Origin of the sequence: Streptomyces sp. YIM 121038, assembly GCF_006088715.1 — a bacterium.
Classification (GTDB): Bacteria; Actinomycetota; Actinomycetes; order Streptomycetales; family Streptomycetaceae; genus Streptomyces.
On record NZ_CP030771.1, the window covers coordinates 6,892,666 to 6,913,160 of the forward strand.

Annotated in this window: 17 protein-coding genes; 13 read left to right on the forward strand and 4 right to left on the reverse strand. The window is 73.4% G+C overall.

Going from position 1 to position 20,495, the window contains the following annotated elements; translation table 11 throughout:
* Positions 1–73: 73 nt before the first annotated feature.
* The 8 genes from C9F11_RS29770 to C9F11_RS48830 all read left to right on the forward strand — a co-directional run bounded on the left by C9F11_RS29770 (position 74) and on the right by C9F11_RS48830 (position 8,825).
* On the forward strand, positions 74–2,851 hold the full coding sequence (locus C9F11_RS29770; RefSeq protein ID WP_138962151.1) for a DNA translocase FtsK: 2,778 nt from the start codon (positions 74–76) through the stop codon (positions 2,849–2,851).
* Positions 2,852–3,143: 292 nt separating this feature from the next.
* A complete protein-coding gene (locus tag C9F11_RS29775; RefSeq protein WP_138962152.1) occupies positions 3,144–4,040 on the forward strand; it encodes a helix-turn-helix domain-containing protein in 897 nt (298 codons plus the stop codon).
* Positions 4,041–4,134: 94 nt separating this feature from the next.
* Complete coding sequence (rimO, locus tag C9F11_RS29780) at positions 4,135–5,634, forward strand: 30S ribosomal protein S12 methylthiotransferase RimO (RefSeq protein WP_138962153.1); 1,500 nt, start codon at positions 4,135–4,137, stop codon at positions 5,632–5,634.
* Positions 5,631–6,449: a CDP-diacylglycerol--glycerol-3-phosphate 3-phosphatidyltransferase gene (gene pgsA / locus C9F11_RS29785; protein WP_138962154.1), complete on the forward strand. Its 819-nt coding sequence runs from the start codon at positions 5,631–5,633 to the stop codon at positions 6,447–6,449. Before rimO ends, pgsA begins: the two co-directional genes overlap by 4 nt.
* Before the next feature lie 95 nt (positions 6,450–6,544).
* Positions 6,545–7,111 carry a CinA family protein gene (locus tag C9F11_RS29790; RefSeq protein WP_171075870.1) on the forward strand — a complete coding sequence of 189 codons (567 nt, stop codon included), beginning with the start codon at positions 6,545–6,547 and terminating at the stop codon, positions 7,109–7,111.
* A 109-nt stretch (positions 7,112–7,220) separates the two neighbouring features.
* Positions 7,221–7,595: a helix-turn-helix transcriptional regulator gene (locus C9F11_RS29795; protein ID WP_030688912.1), complete on the forward strand. Its 375-nt coding sequence runs from the start codon at positions 7,221–7,223 to the stop codon at positions 7,593–7,595.
* Positions 7,596–7,862: 267 nt separating this feature from the next.
* Positions 7,863–8,333, forward strand: coding sequence for a DNA starvation/stationary phase protection protein (locus tag C9F11_RS29800; protein WP_138962156.1), 471 nt, complete (start codon positions 7,863–7,865; stop codon positions 8,331–8,333).
* 135 nt (positions 8,334–8,468) lie between these two features.
* Positions 8,469–8,825, forward strand: a complete 357-nt coding sequence (locus tag C9F11_RS48830) for a hypothetical protein (RefSeq protein ID WP_138962157.1) — start codon at positions 8,469–8,471, stop codon at positions 8,823–8,825.
* On the opposite strand, the gene C9F11_RS29810 is transcribed toward C9F11_RS48830, so the two are convergent.
* The 3 genes from C9F11_RS29810 to C9F11_RS29820 all read right to left on the reverse strand — a co-directional run bounded on the left by C9F11_RS29810 (position 8,773) and on the right by C9F11_RS29820 (position 15,411).
* Positions 8,773–9,549: an SDR family NAD(P)-dependent oxidoreductase gene (locus tag C9F11_RS29810; RefSeq protein WP_138962158.1), complete on the reverse strand. Its 777-nt coding sequence runs from the start codon at positions 9,547–9,549 to the stop codon at positions 8,773–8,775. The genes C9F11_RS48830 and C9F11_RS29810 overlap by 53 nt on opposite strands.
* A gap of 31 nt (positions 9,550–9,580) precedes the next feature.
* Positions 9,581–10,411 carry a DNA-formamidopyrimidine glycosylase family protein gene (locus tag C9F11_RS29815; RefSeq protein WP_138962159.1) on the reverse strand — a complete coding sequence of 277 codons (831 nt, stop codon included), beginning with the start codon at positions 10,409–10,411 and terminating at the stop codon, positions 9,581–9,583.
* Between the two features lie 320 nt (positions 10,412–10,731).
* Complete coding sequence (locus C9F11_RS29820) at positions 10,732–15,411, reverse strand: ATP-dependent helicase (protein WP_138962160.1); 4,680 nt, start codon at positions 15,409–15,411, stop codon at positions 10,732–10,734.
* A 172-nt stretch (positions 15,412–15,583) separates the two neighbouring features.
* Here C9F11_RS29820 and C9F11_RS29825 point away from each other — a divergent pair, with 172 nt between their 5' ends.
* The 3 genes from C9F11_RS29825 to C9F11_RS29835 are packed head-to-tail and all read left to right on the forward strand — an operon-like array spanning position 15,584 to position 17,593.
* The gene (locus C9F11_RS29825) at positions 15,584–16,492 is read left to right on the forward strand and encodes an AraC family transcriptional regulator (RefSeq protein ID WP_138962161.1); all 909 of its coding nucleotides are present in this window, start codon (positions 15,584–15,586) and stop codon (positions 16,490–16,492) included.
* Positions 16,447–17,259: an AzlC family ABC transporter permease gene (locus tag C9F11_RS29830; protein WP_171075871.1), complete on the forward strand. Its 813-nt coding sequence runs from the start codon at positions 16,447–16,449 to the stop codon at positions 17,257–17,259. The genes C9F11_RS29825 and C9F11_RS29830 overlap by 46 nt, the downstream gene beginning before the upstream one ends.
* Before the next feature lie 25 nt (positions 17,260–17,284).
* Positions 17,285–17,593, forward strand: a complete 309-nt coding sequence (locus tag C9F11_RS29835; RefSeq protein WP_138962162.1) for an AzlD domain-containing protein — start codon at positions 17,285–17,287, stop codon at positions 17,591–17,593.
* A gap of 28 nt (positions 17,594–17,621) precedes the next feature.
* On the opposite strand, the gene C9F11_RS29840 is transcribed toward C9F11_RS29835, so the two are convergent.
* Entirely contained in the window at positions 17,622–18,578 is a 957-nt protein-coding gene (locus tag C9F11_RS29840; RefSeq protein ID WP_138962163.1) for a hypothetical protein, read from the reverse strand.
* Between the two features lie 79 nt (positions 18,579–18,657).
* Between C9F11_RS29840 and C9F11_RS29845 the strand changes: the two genes are divergently transcribed.
* Both C9F11_RS29845 and C9F11_RS29850 read left to right on the forward strand, forming a co-directional pair.
* Positions 18,658–18,852: a DUF3046 domain-containing protein gene (locus tag C9F11_RS29845; protein ID WP_138962164.1), complete on the forward strand. Its 195-nt coding sequence runs from the start codon at positions 18,658–18,660 to the stop codon at positions 18,850–18,852.
* 283 nt (positions 18,853–19,135) lie between these two features.
* Positions 19,136–20,257, forward strand: a complete 1,122-nt coding sequence (locus C9F11_RS29850; RefSeq protein ID WP_249402238.1) for an AI-2E family transporter — start codon at positions 19,136–19,138, stop codon at positions 20,255–20,257.
* Positions 20,258–20,495: the final 238 nt, after the last annotated feature.

The window sequence follows — 20,495 nt, forward strand, 5'->3', positions numbered from 1 at the left end:
GCCAGGGCGACACAAACGGGTGAAGCAGTAGGCACACGTGTCCACCGTCGCCTCCCCCGGTAATCTCACACCCATGGCCTCACGTCAGCCCGCAGCCAAGAAGACGCCCGCGAAGAAGGCGGCCGCGCCGACCAAGGCTCCGGCGAAGAAGGCCGCCGCCAAGAAGCCGCCGGCCAAGAAGGCCGCGGCGAAGAAGGCGCCCGCCAAGAAGGCCGCGGCGCCCAAGAAGCCCGCCCCGAAGCCGACGCCGGGCCCCACCAACGGCCTCTACCGCCTGGTTCGCGCCATCTGGCTCGGCATCGCGCACGCCGTGGGCGCGATGTTCCGCGGCGTGGGCCGCGGCGCCAGAGGACTGGACCCCGCGCACCGCAAGGACGGCCTCGCGCTGCTCCTCCTCGGCATCGCCCTGATCGTCGCGGCGGGCACCTGGTCCAATTTGCGCGGCCCCGTCGGCGACCTCGTCGAGATACTGGTGACCGGCGCCTTCGGACGGCTCGACCTGCTCGTGCCGCTCCTTGTCGCGGGCATGGCCATGCGCCTCATCCGCCACCCCGAGAAGGTCGACGCCAACGGCCGCATCGTCATCGGCCTGTCCGCGCTGGTCCTCGGCGTGCTCGGGCAGGTGCACATCGCCTGTGGCTCGCCCGCGCGCGGGGACGGCATGCAGGCCATAAGGGACGCGGGCGGCCTCGTCGGCTGGGGCGCGTCGACGCCCCTGACCAAGGCCATGGGCGAGGTCCTCGCCGTGCCGATGCTGGTCCTGCTGACGATCTTCGGCCTGCTGGTCGTCACCGCGACCCCGGTCAACGCCATCCCGCAGCGCCTGCGTGCGCTCGGCGTGCGCCTCGGCGTCATCGAGGAGCCCGCCACGTCGGAGGAGTACACGGAGTACGCCGAGTACAGCGAGGACGACGAGCGGTACGACGACCAGTGGCGCGAGGCGCTGCCCGCGCGCCCCCGCTCCCGGGGCCGCAGGCGGCCCGCTGACGGCCTCCAGGAGCCCTCCCCGGACCAGGCCGAGGAAGAGGCCCTCTCCAAGCGCCGCAGGCCCCGCCGGGCCTCCGTGCAGCCCCCCGCGGACCGCCCCATGGACGCGGTGGACGTGGCCGCCGCCGCGGCCGCCGCGCTCGACGGGGCCGTGATGCACGGCATGCCGCCGTCGCCGCTGGTCGCGGACCTCACGCAGGGCGTCTCCGTGGAGCGCGCCCCGCAGGACCCGTCCGGGCCCGTGCCTCCCGCGCGGGGGGCGGACGTCGTGCCGGGCCGCAAGACCGGGGCCGAGGAGCCCGCGCGCACCGGCGTCCCCGACCTGACCAAGGCCGCGCCGGACGAGCCGCGCGACCTGCCCCCGCGCGCGGAGCAGCTCCAGCTCTCCGGGGACATCACGTACTCGCTGCCGTCGCTCGACCTCCTGGAGCGCGGCGGCCCCGGCAAGTCCCGCAGCGCCGCCAACGACGCGGTCGTGGACTCGCTGTCGAACGTCTTCACGGAGTTCAAGGTCGACGCCGTCGTCACGGGCTTCACGCGCGGCCCGACGGTCACGCGCTACGAGATCGAGCTCGGCCCCGCCGTGAAGGTCGAGAAGATCACGGCGCTCGCCAAGAACATCGCGTACGCCGTCGCGTCGCCGGACGTCCGGATCATCTCGCCGATCCCCGGCAAGTCCGCGGTCGGCATCGAGATCCCGAACACCGACCGCGAGATGGTCAACGTCGGCGACGTGCTGCGCCTCGCGGACGCGGCCGAGGACGACCACCCCATGCTCGTCGCGCTCGGCAAGGACGTCGAGGGCGGCTACGTCATGGCCAACATGGCGAAGATGCCGCACATCCTGGTGGCCGGAGCCACCGGTTCCGGCAAGTCGTCCTGCATCAACTGCCTGATCACTTCGATCATGATAAGAGCGACGCCCGAGGACGTCCGGATGGTCCTCGTCGACCCCAAGCGGGTCGAGCTCACCGCGTACGAGGGCATCCCGCACCTGATCACGCCGATCATCACCAACCCCAAGCGGGCCGCCGAGGCGCTCCAGTGGGTCGTGCGCGAGATGGACCTGCGCTACGACGACCTCGCGGCGTTCGGCTACCGCCACATCGACGACTTCAACCAGGCCATCCGCGAGGGCAAGCTCAAGACGCCCGAGGGCAGCGAGCGCGAGCTGAAGACCTATCCGTACCTGCTGGTGATCGTCGACGAGCTCGCCGACCTGATGATGGTCGCGCCGCGCGACGTCGAGGACTCGATCGTGCGCATCACCCAGCTCGCGCGCGCGGCCGGCATCCACCTGGTGCTCGCCACCCAGCGGCCCTCCGTGGACGTCGTGACCGGTCTGATCAAGGCGAACGTGCCCTCCCGGCTCGCCTTCGCCACCTCCTCGCTCGCCGACAGCCGCGTCATCCTCGACCAGCCCGGCGCGGAGAAGCTCATCGGCAAGGGTGACGGGCTCTTCCTGCCGATGGGGGCGAACAAGCCGGTCCGCATGCAGGGCGCCTTCGTGACCGAGGACGAGGTCGCGGCGGTCGTACAGCACTGCAAGGACCAGATGGCGCCGGTCTTCCGCGACGACGTCACGGTGGGCACCAAGCAGAAGAAGGAGATCGACGAGGACATCGGCGACGACCTCGACCTGCTGTGCCAGGCGGCGGAGCTGGTCGTCTCCACCCAGTTCGGGTCCACGTCGATGCTCCAGCGCAAACTGCGCGTCGGCTTCGCCAAGGCCGGCCGCCTCATGGACCTCATGGAGTCGCGCAACATCGTGGGTCCGAGCGAGGGGTCGAAGGCTCGTGATGTTCTCGTGAAACCTGATGAGCTGGATGGAGTGCTCGCCGTACTCCGCGGGGAGGCTTCTTAGAGGTCCGGAAACACCGCACAAGCACAGGGTCTGACCTCGTACGACGGCCGGGAGCGCCGGGTACGGGGGCCGTCTGGCCCGTACGGGGGCCGAGCTCACCCGTACGGGAACGCAGGCAACCGTTTCCCCTCGGCGTACGTCAAGTTGAGGGAAGCGCAAGACCGTGTCCCCCCGTCAGGATGTCCGGCCATTCTGATGGCGTACAAAGTCCGTCCGCCCGGTTGCCCCACCCTTTCTCAGCCCCCCTAGACTGAATGTCCGGCAGGTGGCTACACGCTCGAAAGGCGCACCCGTGTCCATCGGCAACTCCCCTGAAGACGACCGCCCTTCAGACGACCGCCCCGCAGACGACCGCGCCGTCGCGGACGGGCCCGCGGAAAGCCCTGCCCAGGAGCGTCCCGCGGAGGACCGTCCCCCGATCGGCCGTGTGCTCCGGCAGGCGCGCATCGACGCGGGCCTGACCGTCGACGAGGTCAGTACGACCACCCGGGTGCGCATCCCGATCGTGCACGCGATCGAACAGGACGACTTCTCCCGCTGCGGCGGCGACGTCTACGCGCGCGGGCACATCCGTACGCTCGCCCGCGCCGTCCGCATCGACCCCGCCCCGCTGCTCGCCCAGTACGACGAGGGGCGCGGCGGACGGCCCCCGGCGCCGACCCCGGCCGCGCCGCTGTTCGAGGCCGAGCGGATCCGCTCCGAGCCGCGCCGGCCGAACTGGACGGCGGCCATGGTCGCCGCCATCGTCGCCGTGATCGGCTTCGTCGCGTACACCGCGTTCAGCGGCGGGGACGACGACGGCTCGTCGCAGCAGGTCGCCGAGGGCTCCACGCCCACCAGCAGCAAGCCCGCCGAGAAGCCGAGCCCCTCCAAGCCCGCCGACCCCAAGCCGGACCCCTCGGACAGCGCCATCGCCGGTGTGCCCCGGGACAAGGTGACCGTCAAGGTCGACGCCTCCGACGGGCGCAGCTGGATCTCGGCCAAGGACCACAACGGCCGGCTGCTCTTCGACGGCCTGCTCAAGCAGGGCGAGTCCAAGACCTTCCAGGACAAGCAGAAGATCCACCTCGTGCTCGGCGACGCCGGTGCGATCAGCCTCTTCGTGAACGGCAAGCAGGTCGAGAACGAGTTCGAGCCGGGCCAGGTGGAGCGCCTCACGTACACGAAGGGCGACCCGGAGGTCGGCTGACCAGCGGCGTCCCAGGACCCTTGACCAGCGCCCGTCGCGAGCCCAGGAACCCTGGCGGCGGGCGCCGACGCATGGACGAAGTAGTCTTGAGACCATGCCCGAACGCCGCACTGTCGCCCTTGTCACGCTCGGCTGCGCCCGTAACGAGGTGGACTCGGAGGAGCTCGCAGGCCGCTTGGAGGCGGACGGCTGGGCCCTCGTGGAGGACGCCGAGGAAGCGGATGTCGCCGTCGTCAACACCTGCGGCTTCGTCGAAGCCGCCAAGAAGGACTCCGTCGACGCCCTGCTCGAAGCCAATGACCTGAAGGGCCACGGCCGCACCCAGGCCGTCGTGGCCGTCGGCTGCATGGCCGAGCGCTACGGCAAGGAGCTGGCCGAAGCGCTGCCCGAAGCCGACGGCGTCCTCGGCTTCGACGACTACGCCGACATCTCCAACCGCCTCCAGGTCATCCTCGGCGGCGGCAGTGTCGAGGCGCACACTCCGCGTGACCGCCGCAAGCTCCTGCCGATCAGCCCGGCCGAGCGCCAGGAGGCCGGCGCGGAGGTCGCCCTGCCCGGGCACGCCCCGGTCGACCTGCCGGACGGCCTCGCGCCCGCGTCCGGGCCGCGCGCGCCGCTGCGCCGCCGCCTCGGCACGAGCCCCGTGGCCTCCGTGAAGCTGGCCTCCGGCTGCGACCGCAGATGCTCGTTCTGCGCCATCCCGTCCTTCCGCGGCTCGTTCATCTCGCGCCGCCCCTCGGACGTGCTCGGCGAGACGCGCTGGCTCGCCGAGCAGGGCGTGAAGGAGATCATGCTGGTCTCCGAGAACAACACCTCGTACGGCAAGGACCTCGGCGACATCCGCCTCCTGGAGACGCTGCTGCCCGAGCTCGCGGCCGTCGACGGCATCGAGCGGGTGCGGGTGAGCTACCTCCAACCCGCCGAGATGCGCCCCGGCCTGATCGACGTCCTGACGTCGACGGAGAAGGTCGTGCCGTACTTCGACCTGTCCTTCCAGCACTCCGCGCCCGGCGTCCTGCGGGCCATGCGGCGCTTCGGCGACACCGACCGCTTCCTGGAGCTGCTCGACACGATCCGGAGCAAGGCGCCGCAGGCCGGTGTGCGCTCCAACTTCATCGTGGGTTTCCCCGGCGAGTCCGAGGCCGACGTGGCGGAGCTCGAGCGCTTCCTCACCGGCGCCCGCCTGGACGCCATCGGCGTCTTCGGCTACTCCGACGAGGAGGGCACCGAGGCGGCGACCTACGAGCACAAGCTCGACCAGGACGTCGTCGACGAGCGGCTCGCGCGCGTGGCGCGCCTCGCCGAGGAGCTGACGTCCCAGCGCGCGGAGGAGCGCGTCGGCGAGCGCGTCGAGGTCCTCATCGAGGCCGTCGACGACGAGGAGGGCGCCATCGGCCGGGCCGCGCACCAGGCCCCCGAGACCGACGGACAGATCCGTTTCGTGGACTCCGCCCCTGGGGACGGCCTGGAGATCGGCCGTATGGTCGTGGCAAAGGTCGTCGGCACGGAGGGCGTGGATCTGTTGGCTGAGCGGTGCGAGGTCCTGGAGGCTTCCGACCGACCCCATGGAGCCGGTGAAGGGACGGGCAGATGACCCAGGTCCCGGCATCCGCGGCGGGCGGCTCCGGCGCGCCCGGCGCGAAGCCGGTGCGCGGCGGGAAGCTCGGCGCCGCCGCGATGGACCAGGCCAGTCTGTGGAACGTCGCGAACCTGCTGACCATGATCCGGCTGCTGCTCGTGCCCGGATTCGTGATGCTGCTGCTCGCCAACGGCGGATACGACCCGGCGTGGCGCTCCTTCGCCTGGGCCGCCTTCGCCATCGCCATGATCACGGACCTGTTCGACGGGCATCTGGCGCGTACGTACAACCTGGTCACGGACTTCGGCAAGATCGCCGACCCCATCGCGGACAAGGCGATCATGGGCGCCGCCCTGATCTGTCTGTCCTGGCTCGGGGACCTGCCGTGGTGGGTGACCCTCGTGATCCTCGGACGCGAGCTGGGGATCACGCTGCTGCGGTTCTGGGTGATCCGCTACGGCGTCATTCCGGCCAGCCGCGGCGGCAAGATGAAGACGCTGGCCCAGGGCACGGCCGTCGGGATGTACGTCCTGGCGCTGACCGGGCCGCTGGCCACGCTGCGGTTCTGGGTGATGGCGGTGGCCGTCGTGCTGACCGTGGTGACCGGGCTCGACTATGTGAAACAGGCCGTGGTGCTGCGGCGGCGGGGCATGGCCGAGGCTGCTGTCGCGCCTGGGACTGCTGGGACGTCTGAGGCTGTTGTGGCAGCTGAGGCTTACGAGGTCTCCGAGGTCGCTGCGGCCCCCCAGGGCGCCGCGGCCCCTCAGGGCTCCGACGGCTCTGATGTCGCCGAGACCTCCGAGGCAGGGGAGCCGGGGGCGGCCAAGTGACGTCCCCGGGGCCCTCTGGAAAGGCGGCGGCCGTGGCGGCTGCCGGGCCGGGAGACGCTGCCGTCGCGGAGGCGGCGGCAGGGGCCGCGGCCGAGGTGCTGCGGCTGCTCGGCGAGCGGGGTGAGACCCTGGGTGTCGCCGAGTCGCTGACCGGGGGCCTCGTGGCCGCCGAGGTGACGGCCGTACCGGGGGCCTCACGGGTCTTCCGGGGGTCCGTGACCGCGTACGCGACGGAGCTCAAGCGGGAGGTCCTCGGGGTCGACGGCGACCTGCTCGCCGCCCGCGGGGCCGTGGACGCCGAGGTCGCCCTCCAGATGGCGGCCGGGGTGCGGCGGCTCCTCGGGACGGACTGGGGGATCGCGACGACGGGCGTCGCCGGGCCCGAGGCACAGGACGGGCAGCCGGTGGGGACGGTTCACGTGGCGGTTTCCGCAGGTGCGGGAGGCGCGGCCGGTTCTGCCGAGGTCGTTCCCGGCGTTGCGGATGCTGGTTCCCCGCTTCGCTCTGAGGGGAAAGTAGCGACTCTGCGGTTGAACGGAAACCGTACGGAAATCCGTATGGAGAGCGTCCGCGGCGTGCTATGCCTGCTCCTAGAGCAGCTCTCCGGCGAACGCGCCGGGAACGAGCGCGCACAGGATACGGAACAGAACGGGGGGACTTGATGTTTGCAGCCCTGAGTGAACACGACATCGCTCCCCGCACGGCCGCCGCGCGAGGCGGTACGGTGGGGCGTGAAGGATGCGGCTACGCGGTCCGAGGAGGGAGCCACCGATGATTCTGCTCCGTCGCCTGCTGGGTGACGTGCTGCGTCGGCAGCGCCAGCGCCAGGGCCGTACTCTGCGCGAAGTCTCCTCGTCCGCCCGAGTCTCACTCGGCTATCTCTCCGAGGTGGAGCGGGGGCAGAAGGAGGCTTCCTCCGAGCTGCTTTCCGCGATCTGCGACGCGCTTGACGTACGGATGTCCGAGCTCATGCGAGAAGTGAGCGACGAGCTCTCGCTCGCCGAGCTGGCCGAGTCGGCAGCGGCCACGGAACCGGTGCGGGCACCGGTCCGCCCGATGCTCAATTCCGTCTCGGTGACCGGCGTGCCACCGGAACGGGTCACGATCAAGGCACCCGCGGAGGCGGTCGACGTCGTCGCGGCGTGACCTGCGGGTGACCAGACGTGCTGAAGGCCCTGGCCGGGTGTTCCGGCCGGGGCCTTCGCTGTCCCCGCGACGGTACGCGGCGCCCTGAGCGGGCGGCGGTACGCGGCGCCCCGGGCGCCGGTGCCCATGGCGGGGGCACACGAGCGCCTGCTTTCCGAAGTGGCCGTAGTAGTGCCGGTGCGCGATGGTTGATGGGTGTTCGGCCCGGATGCGGGTAACCGCGTGGTCGAACACGCCTGGATGACCCCGTGTAGCCGGAGGTGACCGATGTACGTCGTCAAGAGTCCGCTGCCCGACGCAGATCTGAAGACGGTGTCCGAGGCCCTGCAGGGCGCGCTCGTCGACCTCGTCGACCTGTCCCTGATCGCCAAGCAGATCCACTGGAACGTGGTGGGGCCGCGCTTCCGCTCCATCCACCTCCAGCTCGACGAGGTCGTCGACACCGCACGGCTGCACTCCGACACGGTCGCGGAGCGGGCCTCGACGCTCGGCGTCTCGCCCGACGGCCGCGCGGCCACCGTGGCGGGCAGCAGCGGCATCGGCGCCGTCCCCGAAGGCTGGGTCAAGGACACGGACGCGGTGGGCACGCTCGTGGCCGCCCTCGGCGCGGTGATCACGCGGATGCGCGAGCGGGTGAACGCCACCGGCGACGCCGACCCGGTGAGCCAGGACATCTTCATCGGCATCACGGCCGACCTGGAGAAGCACCACTGGATGTTCCAGGCCGAGAACGGATAGCGGCTCCGCACCGGTGGGGCGCCCGTCCGTGGGGACGGGCCGGTCGACGGCGCTCGCGCACCCTCGGTGCGCCCGGTGCGCCCTGCCGCCGGGGGACGGGCCGGGTCTAGCGTCGTCTGGCGGGAGGTGACAGCCGTGGCGGGGCGCGTCCTGCGGTGGACCTCGGCTCTCGGGCTCGCCGCGCTGTGGTGGTGGGCGGTGCTGCGGCTCGCGGTGACGCCCGACGCGGGGGCCCTGGAGGGCACGATCGCCGCCGGGGGCTGGGGGCTGAGCCTGCTGCCCGTGCACTGTGTGCCCAAGGAGCGGGCGCTGGGGGTGGCGCGGCCGCGTCGGCGCGGGACCGGGTCACGGCGCGAGGTGGTGGGGACGGAGCATGCTGGGGCGCGGGGGCGCGCGACTGCCCGGGCGTGGGGGCGTGACCGGCCGGGGCGCGGCTCCGCTACCAAGGCATCGCCACGCCGCCGTTGGGGCGGAGGATCTGGCCGGTCGTGAACGCCGCCGCGTCCGAGGCCAGGTACAGCACGGCATGGGCGACGTCCTCCGGCTCGCCGACGCGGCCGAGCGGCGACCTCCGGGCCATGAGGCCCTCGGTGTGGGCCCGCGCCGCGGCGTCGTGGCGGTCGGTCATCGGCGTACGGATCCAGCCCGGTGCCACGGCGTTGACGCGGATGCCGTGCGGTCCGACCTCGGTGGCCAGCGTCTTCGTCAGCTGCACCACCGCGGCCTTCGAAGCGCCGTAGCAGAGCAGGCCGGGGCCTCCCGTGTCCACGGCGCCCGACGCCATCGTGACGATGCTGCCGCCCGAGCCCGCCTCGATCATCACGCGGGCCGCCGCCCGGCAGGCGTACAGGACTCCCTTGAAGTTCACGCCCAGGACCCGGTCGAGGTCCTCCTCGCGGGTCGCCAGGACCGTACTGCTGTGCATGATCCCGGCGATGGCGGCCAGGACGTCGACGCGGCCCGTCGCCGCGGCCGCGTCCGCCACGGCCTGCGCCACCTGCGCCCGGTCGGTGACGTCCAGGAGGCGCGGGTGGGCGGTGCCGCCGGTCTCCTTGATGAGGGCGGCCGTCTCGTGCAGGCCCGGCGCGTCCCGGTCGGCGCAGTGCACCGCGGCTCCCGCCCGCGCGAGCAGGACGGCACTGGCGCGGCCGATGCCGCTCGCCGCGCCGGTGACGAACGCGGTGCGGCCGGTGAGGTCGTACGCCGTGAGGGGCATGACGGGACCGTAGGAGAGAGCTGACGGACCGTCAATTGGTGGGGGTGGGGCGGTTTCCGGGCCGGGGCGCCGGTCCTCGCTGGCAGGTCGGGCACCAGTACGTCGGGCGCTGGCGGGAGCCGTCGCCCTGGTCCGCCGTCCGTACGGGGGTGCCGCAGCGCAGACAGGGGCGCGGTGCCCGGCCGTACACGTACAGCCGTCGGCCGGGGCGGGGGACGCCCGTGGTCGTGCGGTCGGGGCGGTCGCGATTGGCTTCCAGCAGCTTCTTGGCGAGGGCGGGCAGCCGGTCCGCCGTGTCGGCGGGGAGTTCGCCGATCGGCAGCCAGGGGGTGACGCCGAGCAGGAAGCACAGCTCGCTCTTGTAGATGTTGCCGATGCCCGCGAGGTTGCGCTGGTCGAGCAGGGCCTCGCCGAGGGCGCGCTCGGGGGCCGTGAGGAGGTTGCGCAGGGCCTGGCCGGGGTCCCAGTCGGGGCCGAGGAGGTCGGGGCCCAGGTGGCCGACGGCGCGCTGTTCGTCGGCGGTGCGGAGCAGTTCGAGGACGGGCAGGCGGTAGCCGACGGCCGTGCGGTCGGCGGTGGCGAGGATGGCCCGGATCTGGTGGGCGGGTCCGCCGCGCCAGCGTTCGTCCGGGGCGTAGACCTTCCACGAGCCGTCCATGCGCAGGTGCGAGTGGAGGGTGAGGCCGCCCTCCACGCGGGTGAGCAGGTGCTTGCCGCGAGGGGTGACGTCCAGGACGGTGCGGCCGGTCAGGTCGGCCGTGGCCAGCTTGGGAACGCGGAGGTCGGAGCGCGTGAGGGTGTGACCGGCCAGGGCCCGGTGGAGGCGGCGGGCCGTCTGGTGGACTGTGTCTCCTTCGGGCATGGGGACAGGGTGTCACTTGGGGGTGGAGACAGGGTGCCACTTGGGGGTGGGGTGGGGGGTTGGTCCGGTGCTGGACCACGGCCTTCCTGGTGATGGGCTGGTAGGCCGCCATGGGCCGCCACGGGCCAGCACCGTCTAGCACCGGCCGGATCGACGGCTGCCGCGGGCCGCCACCGGCTAGCACCGGCAGGATCGGACGGGCGCTGCGGGCCTCGGGCTGGCAGGTCGCTCCAGGGCCCTGGGCGCAAGGCCGCCCCGGACCCGGGCCGCAAGGTCGCCCCAGGGCCGGGCCGGGACCGCCGCCCCGGTGTCCACCGGGGTCAGGCGCGCACGCGGAGGCCTCTCGGGGTGGCGTGGAAGCCGGTGTGCTCCAGGAGGGGGGCCAGGGGGGAGGTCAGGGCGGGGGCGCCGTTGATGCGCTCCACGGTGACCGTGCCGAGCGCGCCCGCCTTGGCGGCCGAGGCCAGCGATGTCGCGGCCGCGAGGAGCCTGGGGTCCTGGTCGGCCTCGGACGACGCCCAGGCCAGGACGGTCTTGCCGCCGCGCTCCACGTACAGCGTCAGCTCGCCGTCGACCAGGACGACCAGGGAGCCCGCCTTGCGGCCCGGCTTGTGACCGGCTTCGGCCGGGGGGTCGGGCCAGGGCAGCGCGGCCCCGTACGCGTTCGCCGGGTCGGCGGCCGCCAGGACGACCGCCTGGGGGTCGGTGGTGTGCCCGGCGCCCGCGCGCTCCCGCGCGGTGGCCGTGGCGCGCAGCCGGTCCACGGCGCCGTCCATGGCGAACTGGGCCGCGCCGAGCCCCTCCACCACGTACCCGCGACGGGCCTGGCCGTTGTCCTCGAAGGCCGACAGGATCCGGTACGTCGCCGAGAAGCCGCCCTCGACGCCCTCGGCGGCGACCGCGCCCCGGGTCACCACGCCGTGCCGGTCGAGCAGCGTGCGGGCCAGGGCGTGGGCGCGCAGGGTCGGGTCGGGCTCACGGGCGGGCAGCAGCGACCAGCGGCCCGCGACGGTCGGCGGGCCCGTGCGGGAGGCGGGGCGGGCGGCGGCGGTCAGGCTGCCGTAGCGCCCGCGCGGGACGGCGCGTTTCGCACGGTGGGCCGTGGACCCCGCCGTACGGCCCGAGCCCAGGAGGGAGCGCATGGGGGCGAGCGTGTCGTTCGTGAGCCGGCCCGACCAGGCCAGGTCCCACACCACGTCGGCCAGCTGGGGGTCGGTGGCCTCGGGGTGCGTGGTGGCGCGGACCTGGTCGGCGATCTGCCGGAAGAACAGGCCGTACCCCCCGGAGAGCGCGTCCAGGACGGATTGGTGGAGCGCGGTGAGCTCCAGGGGGTGCGCGGGCGGCAGGAGGAGGGGAGCGGCGTCGGCCAGATAGAGCGAGACCCAGCCGTCCTTGCCCGGAAGGGACCCCGCTCCGGCCCACAGCACCTCTCCGGCGGCGGTGAGTTCGTCGAGCAGCGCCGGGGCGTATCCCGCCACTCGGGAGGGCAGGACGAGCTTCTCCAGGGCCGAAGCGGGCACGGACGCGCCCTGGAGCTGCTCGATCGCGCGGACGAGGCCGTCGACGCCCCGCAGGCCGTGGCTGCTCAGGTGCTGCCACTGCGGCAGGAACTGGGCGAGCGCGGCCGGAGGCACCGGCTCCAGCTCCTGGCGGAGCGCGGCGAGGGAGCGGCGGCGCAGCCGGCGCAGCACGGCCGCGTCGCACCACTCCTGGCCGATGCCCGCCGGGTGGAACTCGCCCTGGACGACGCGGCCGTTCGCCGCGAGGCGGTGCAGCGCGCCCTCCGTGACGGCGGCGCCGAGGCCGAAGCGAGCGGCGGCCCCGGCGGAGGTGAACGGGCCGTGGGTGCGGGCATAGCGCCCGAGGAGGTCGCCGAGGGGGTCCTTCACGGGCTCGGTGAAAGCCTCGGGGACGCCGACCGGCAAGGCCGTGCCCAGGGCGTCGCGCAGGCGGCCCGCGTCCTCGATGGCCGCCCAGTGGTCGGCCCCGGCGATCCGGACCCGGATGGCGCGGCGGGCCGCAGCGAGGTCCTCCGCCCAGGCGGGCTCCGCACCCCGCTCGGCCAGCTCGGCGTCCGTGAGCGGGCCGAGCAGGCGCAGCAGGTCGGCGACGCCCTCGGCGTCCTTGACGCGGCGGTCCTCCGTGCGCCACTGGAGCTCGCGCTCCAGCTCGGTGAGCACGTCCGCGTCGAGCAGTTCGCGCAGCTCGGCCTGGCCCAGGAGCTCGGCGAGGAGACGGGAGTCGAGGGACAGGGCGGCCGCGCGGCGCTCGGCGAGGGGCGAGTCGCCCTCGTACAGGAACTGGGCGACGTACCCGAACAGCAGGGAGCGGGCGAACGGGGACGGCTCCGGGGTGGTGACCTCCACGAGCCGGACGCGGCGGGACTCGATGTCGCCCATCAGCTCCGTGAGGCCCGGGACGTCGAAGACGTCCTGGAGGCACTCCCTGACGGCCTCCAGGATGATCGGGAAGGAGCCGAACTCGCTGGTGACCTCCAGGAGCTGGGCGGCGCGCTGCCGCTGCTGCCACAGGGGGGTGCGCTTGCCGGGGTTGCGGCGCGGCAGCAGCAGCGCGCGGGCGGCGCACTCGCGGAAGCGCGCCGCGAACAGCGCCGAGCCGCCCACCTGATCGGTGACGACCTGGCTGACCTCGCCCTTGTCGAAGGTGACGTCCGCCGCGCCGACCGGGGCCTGCTCGGGGTCGAACGTCGAGTCCACGGTGACGTCCACCGGCTCCTGGTCGAGCAGGTCGAGGCCCATCAGATCGGCGTCCGGCAGGCGCAGCACGATGCCGTCGTCGGCGTGCATCACCTGGGCGTCCATGCCGTACCGCTCGGTGAGGCGGGCACCGAGCGCGAGGGCCCAGGGCGCGTGCACCTGCGCGCCGAACGGCGAGTGCACGACGACCCGCCAGTCGCCCAGCTCGTCGCGGAACCGCTCGACCACGATCGTGCGGTCGTCCGGGACGTGCCCGCAGGCCTCGCGCTGCTCGGCGAGGTACGCCAGTACGTTGTCCGCGGCCCAGGTGTCGAGGCCCGCCGCCCGGAGGCGCTCGCGCGCGTCGTCCTGCGGCAGCGAGCCGATCTCGCGCAGGAACGCGCCCAGGGCGCGCCCCAGTTCGAGCGGGCGGCCCAGCTGGTCGCCCTTCCAGAACGGCAGCCGGCCGGGGACGCCGGGCGCGGGGGACACCAGGACGCGGTCGCGCGTGATGTCCTCGATGCGCCAGGAGCTGGTGCCCAGCGTGAAGACGTCGCCCACGCGCGATTCGTAGACCATCTCCTCGTCGAGCTCGCCCACGCGGCCGCCGCCCTTCTTCGGGTCGGCGCCCGCGAGGAAGACCCCGAAGAGGCCCCGGTCGGGAATCGTGCCCCCGGAGGTCACCGCGAGGCGCTGTGCCCCGGGGCGGCCGGTGACCGTGCCCGCGACCCGGTCCCACACCACGCGCGGGCGCAGCTCCGCGAACGCGTCGGAGGGATACCGCCCGGCGAGCATGTCCAGGACCGAGATGAACGCCGACTCGGGCAGCGCGCTGAACGGCGCGGCACGGCGGACCAGGGCCAGGAGGTCGTCCGCCTGCCAGGCGTCCAGGGCCACCATCGCGACCAGCTGTTGGGCCAGCACGTCCAGCGGGTTCGCCGGGACGCGCAGGGACTCGATGGCGCCCTGGCGCATCCGCTCCGTGACGACGGCGGCCTGGACCAGGTCACCCCGGTACTTCGGGAAGACGACTCCGGTGGAGACCGCGCCCACCTGGTGTCCCGCGCGGCCCACGCGCTGGAGCCCGGAGGCCACGGACGGCGGCGACTCGACCTGCACCACCAGGTCGACGGCGCCCATGTCGATGCCCAGCTCCAGGCTGGAGGTGGCGACCACGGCGGGGAGGCGGCCCGCCTTCAGGTCCTCCTCGACCTGGGCGCGCTGCTCCTTGGAGACCGAGCCGTGGTGGGCGCGGGCGAGGACGGGGGGCGCGCCCTTGGCGGCGCCCGACTCCGCCATCAGCTCCGCCGGGGAGTGGTCCTCGGGGAGGGGCTCGCCCGTGGCCCGCTCGTACGCGATCTCGTTGAGGCGGTTGCACAGGCGCTCGGCCAGGCGGCGGGAGTTGGCGAAGACGATCGTCGAGCGGTGGGCCTGGACGAGGTCGGTGATGCGCTCCTCGACGTGCGGCCAGATGGACGGGCGCTCCGCTCCCTGGTCGGATCCCTGGTCGGAGTCCGCCGCCGGGGAGCCGCCCAGCTCGCCCAGGTCCTCGACCGGGACGACGACCGACAGGTCGAACTCCTTGCCCGACTCGGGCTGGACGACCTCCACCCTGCGCTGCGGCGAGAGATAGCGCGCCACCTCGTCCACCGGGCGGACCGTGGCGGACAGGCCGATCCGGCGGGCGGGGCGCTTCAGGAGCGCGTCGAGCCGCTCCAGGGTCAGCGCGAGATGCGCGCCGCGCTTGGTGCCCGCGACCGCGTGCACCTCGTCGAGGATCACCGTCTCGATGCCCGTCAGCGCGTCCCGCGTGGCGGACGTGAGCATCAGGAACAGCGACTCCGGGGTCGTGATCAGGATGTCCGGCGGCCGGGTGGCCAGGGCGCGGCGCTCGGCCGCCGGGGTGTCACCGGAGCGGATGCCCACCCGCACCTCGGGCTCGGGCAGGCCCAGGCGCACGGACTCCTGCCGGATGCCGGTGAGCGGGCTGCGCAGATTGCGCTCCACGTCGACCGCGAGGGCCTTGAGCGGCGACACGTACAGCACCCGGCAGCGCTTCTTCGGGTCCGCGGGGGGCGGGGACGAGGCGAGCTGGTCCAGCGCGGCGAGGAACGCGGCCAGGGTCTTGCCGGAGCCGGTCGGGGCGACCACGAGCACGTCCGAGCCCTCCGCGATCGCCCGCCAGGCTCCCGCCTGGGCGGACGTGGGCGCGGAGAAGGCCCCCGCGAACCAGCCGCGGGTCGCGGGGGAGAATCCGTCGAGGGCGCCGGGGGCGCCGGGGGCGCTGTGCGCGGACCGAGCCATGGACCCATCGTGCACCCCGCCACTGACAATGGCCCTGACCTGTGTGAACGGCATTCCCTCAGCGGCGCGGACGGCGTTTGTCGTCCGGCCGTGCCCCGTGCGCCGGGGCACGGCCGCCGAGCCGGTGCCGCGGGCCGGGAAATGGTTTGCGCCACTGGCGCAGAATGGCGGCATGACAGGTTCGGCTGAGCGGGCGCGGCACTGGACCTACGCCGAGCTGCCCGGCGTCGACCTGCTGCGGGCCCGCTACGTCCGCAAGACCTTCGTGCGGCACACCCACGAGCACTTCGTCCTTGCCGCGGTCACCGAAGGCGTCGACGTCTTCCACCACACCGGCGCCGACCGGCACGCGGGCCCCGGGATGCTCGCCCTGATCAACCCCGACACCTCGCACACCGGGCGGGGCGGAGGGCCCGAGGGCTGGCGGTACGGAGCGGTGTACCCGGCGCCGGAGCTGGTCGCGGCGATCGCCGCGGAGACGACGGCCATCCGCGGTACGCCCGGCTTCGTCCAGCCCGTGTTCGAGGACGCGCACGCGGTGACCCTCGTCCACCAGGTGCTGCGCGCCGCCGAGGAAGGCAACGCCCTGGCCGCCGACACGTTCCTGCGGATCACCGTGACCCGGATGCTGCGGCTCAACGGCGGCGCCCTGCCGGAGCGGACCGTGCGGTCGGCGGGCCACCGCGTCGCCGCACGCGCGCGTGCCGTCCTCGAAGCGCGCCTCACCGACCCGCCGAGCCTGGACCGGCTGGCCGCCGACCTCGGCGTCGGGTCCTTCGCCCTGCTGCGCGCCTTCCGCGACGCGTACGGCATGCCGCCGCACGCCTGGCTCACCGACGTGCGCGTGCGCCGCGCCCGCCACCTCCTGGACACCGGTACGACGCCCGCCGACGCGGCCGTGGCCGTCGGCTTCACCGACCAGCCGCACCTCAACCGCCACTTCACCCGCATCGTGGGCGTGCCCCCGGGCGCGTACCAGCGGGAGCGCAAGAACGTACAAGACCGTCCGGGCGGGCTCCTCGTAGCGTCCTCGACGTGGCAGAACGAACATCACCCGCAGACATCAACAGCGCGGACATAACCAGCCGCGTCGACCCGCTCGACGCCTCCCCGGACGGGGCGGCGGCCTCCGCGGCCGATGCGGAGGCCGTCTCGGACCGTCCGGACTCCGCCGTCGTCCGTGACGCTCTCGGCGTCGGCATCGCCGTCGGCCTCTCCGGATTCGCTTTCGGCGTGACCTCGGCGGGCAGCGGCCTCACCGTGCTGCAGACCTGTGCGCTGAGCCTCCTGGTGTTCACGGGGGCCTCACAGTTCGCCCTGGTGGGTGCGCTCGCCGGGGGCGGGAACCCGTTCACCGCGGCGGCGGGCGCGTTCTTCCTGGGCGTGCGCAACGCGTTCTACGGGCTGAGGCTCTCCCAATTGCTGGCCCTCCCGCGCGCGGTGCGGCCGTTCGCGGCCCACTGGGTGATCGACGAGACCGCGGCCGTGTCGCTAGCGCAGCGCGGACGGCGGGGCGCCCGCATCGGCTTCACCGTGACGGGGCTCAGCCTCTACGCGCTGTGGAACCTGACCACCCTCGCGGGCGCGGTCGGCGCCGAGGCGATCGGGGACACCGACGCCTGGGGCCTCGACGCCGCGGGCCCCGCGGTCTTCCTCGCACTCCTCGCGCCGATGGTCAGGGCCACCCGGGAGCGCACGGTCGCCGCCGTCGCGGTCCTCCTGGGACTCGGACTGCTGCCCGTGCTGCCCGCGGGCGTACCGGTCCTGGTGGCCGCGCTCGCCGTGCCGATCGTCCTCTACGGAGAGGGCCTCCGCGCACAGCGCGCGACCCCAAGGGGCGACCGTTGAACATCGCGACCCAAAGGGGCAACCGTTGAACATCTGGACGGCCATCGCCGTGACCGCCGTCAGCTGCTACGCGGTCAAGCTCGCGGGACTCCTGGTGCCCGCCGGAGCCCTGGAGCGGCCTCTCGTGAAGCGCATGGCCGCCCTGCTGCCGGTCGCGCTGCTCGCCGCCCTCACCGCCCAGCAGGCCTTCGCCGACGGCCGGACCCTGGTGCTCGACGCCAAGGCCGCGGGGCTCGCGGCGGCCGTCGTGGCGCTGCTGCTGCGCGCGCCGTTCCTGGTCGTCATCGCCGCAGCCGTCGCCGTCACGGCGGGCGTGCGGGCACTCACGGGGTGACGGCCGGGCCGCCACCCCGGGGGCCGGCTCAGCCGATCGGCCGCCCGTGCGCGGCGAGCGTGCGCAGGGCCTCGATCGTCACGATCGGCCGCCACTCCAGAGCGGTGCCCGGAGCCCACTGCCGCCACCGGATCGGCCAACCGCCGTCTTCTTGCTGGTCGTTCACGAGGAAGTCCAGGGAGCGCGCCATCTCCTCGTCCGTGAACCAGGAGCGGGCGAGCGAGTCGGGGGACTTCGCGAAGTCGTGGGCGAAGTGGTGCTCACCCGGCGCGTACCCCTCGGGCACCGGATACGCGGCGGCCCGCTCCGGCTCCAGGGCCATGAGGCGCTGCTCGCGCACCAGACGGCCGAGCCGGTCGGCCGCCGCCTCCGCGCGCGGGCGGTCCGGTGCGCCGTCCAGGAAGGCGACCGCCGCCTGGACCTCGTACGGATGCGACTTCTCCAGGGACTCCACGGCCTGCCAGCAGAAGTCGGTGGCCCGGAACAGCCAGGCGTGCCAGACCTCGTTGCGGTGCAACAGGCCCACCACGGGCCCGGTGGCGAGCAGCTCGCTCGGCGGGTCGTCCACCACGGGCACGAACGGCGCCAGGGGGTAGCCGCGCTGGCTCGGATGGATCGCCGGCAGGGCACCGTCGGCCGTCGACACCGAGGTCAGATAGCGGCACACGCGCTCCACCCGCAGCCCGCCGCAGCGGCCGATGGAGTCCAGGACCCGCAGCGCGTGACCGGTGTGCAGCGGCTGGCTGACGGGTCCGCGCAGATCGGGTTCGAGCGCGTGGCCGTACCCGCCGTCCGCGTTGCCGTACGCGGCGAGGGCCGTTTCCACCGTGTCGGCGCCGTCGCCGCTGTCCGTGCCGTCCGTGCCGTGCAGGAAGTGGTACGCGAAGCGTCGCTGTTCGAGGACGCGCGCGGTGAGCCAGACGAACTGTTCGGCGCGCGCGAGCGGGGAGGACGCGGCGTGCGGGGACGCTCCGTTTTCGGCCATGTTCCGACGGTAGGGCGGAATGCGCCGCCGACAAGCCCTCCGGGCTCGGCTGCACTCTCAGGGGCGCGATACTGGACGCATGCGGTTGACGGTCTTCTGGCAGCGAATGGCAGCCCACTTCGGCGCGGGGTACGCGGACTCCTTCGCGCGCGACCACGTGATGTCCGAGCTGGGCGGACGGACGGTGCACGAAGCACTGGACGCGGGCTGGGAGGCGAAGGAGGTCTGGCGGGCGGTGTGCAAGGCCGTGGACGTACCGGCCGAAAAACGCTGATCCACGGAGGCGACGAGATGGCCCTCCGGGGGCCGAGAGGTGTCCCCGGGGCGAGCACGCGGAGCCCCGCGCGGGCGCGCGGAGACCGCGGCGCCGCGTGCGGGATGTGAGGAGCGCCGCGAACAGGCGGGGGCGACGGCCGATCGCCGCCCCCGTGGGCGAGACTGGCACGGTGGCACCCACAGACGACACCGCGCAGATCACCTCCGAGGCCATGACGCCGCCCGGCACCACGCCGCCCGCCCAGCCCCCCGCCGGGGCCGGGGAGGGACGTGGCCCGGGCATGCCGCGCTGGCTGCCGCGTGCCATGGTGCTCGCGCTCGCCCTGGTCGCCTGTTTCCAGCTCGGCAGCTGGGCCTTCCACCAGCTGACCGGACTGCTGATCAACATCCTGATCGCGTTCTTCCTGGCGCTCGCCGTCGAGCCCGCCGTGAGCTGGATGGCGGCGCGCGGGCTGCGCCGGGGCCTGGCCACGGGCATCGTCTTCCTCGGCGTGATCATCGCCACCGCGGGCTTCATCACGATGATGGGCTCGATGCTCGCGGGCCAGATCGTCGACATGGTCGAGGACTTCCCGGACTACCTGGACAAGGTCATCCGCTGGATCAACCAGACCTTCGACACGGACCTGTCCCGCGTCGAGGTCCAGGACAGCCTGGTCCACTCCGACTGGCTGCGGAAGTACGTACAGAACAGCGCCAGCGGCGTCCTGGACGTCTCCGCGCAGGTGCTCGGGGGCCTCTTCCAGCTCCTGACGATCCTGCTGTTCTCGTTCTACTTCGCCGCCGACGGGCCCCGGCTGCGGCGCGCGCTGTGCTCCGTGCTCCCGCCCGCCAAGCAGGCCGAGGTGCTGCGCGCCTGGGAGATCGCGGTCAACAAGACCGGCGGCTACCTCTACTCGCGCGGCCTGATGGCACTGATCTCCGGGATCGCGCACTACATCCTGCTGCAGATCCTCGAAGTGCCCTACGCCCCCGCCCTCGCGGTGTGGGTGGGCCTGGTGTCGCAGTTCATCCCGACGATCGGCACGTACCTGGCGGGCGCCCTGCCGATGCTGATCGCCTTCACCGTCGACCCCTGGTACGCGGTGTGGGTGCTGGGCTTCGTGGTCATCTACCAGCAGTTCGAGAACTACGTCCTGCAGCCCAAGCTCACCGCCAAGAGCGTGGACATCCACCCGGCGGTCGCCTTCGGGTCGGTCATCGCGGGCACGGCGCTGCTCGGCGCGGTCGGCGCCCTGATCGCCATCCCGGCGGTGGCGACGCTGCAGGCGTTCCTCGGGGCGTACGTGAAGCGGTACGACGTCATGGACGACCCGCGGGTGCACGGACACCGCCGCCGCGGCGGCACGCCCCTGCTCGACCGGCTGCGGCGCGCGCTGACGCCTCCGGGGCGCGAGGGCTGAGGGCTCCGCGGGGCCGCGTTCCGCCGGACCCCGACGGCTGAAGCGCGGGTTCCGCTCATGGGTCGACCCGTCGGGCGCGCCTGGCGTGGTGCGCTTGACAGCAAAATCGAACATCCATTCTTATGGGGGCTCCGGCGGCGTCGTACCGGGGGTTCGCGGGGGGATTCCCGGGTGCGCCGGTGGGTTGCGGCGGGCCGAGGGGCCTGAGTTATCCACAGGCCGGACGGGCGTCGGGGCG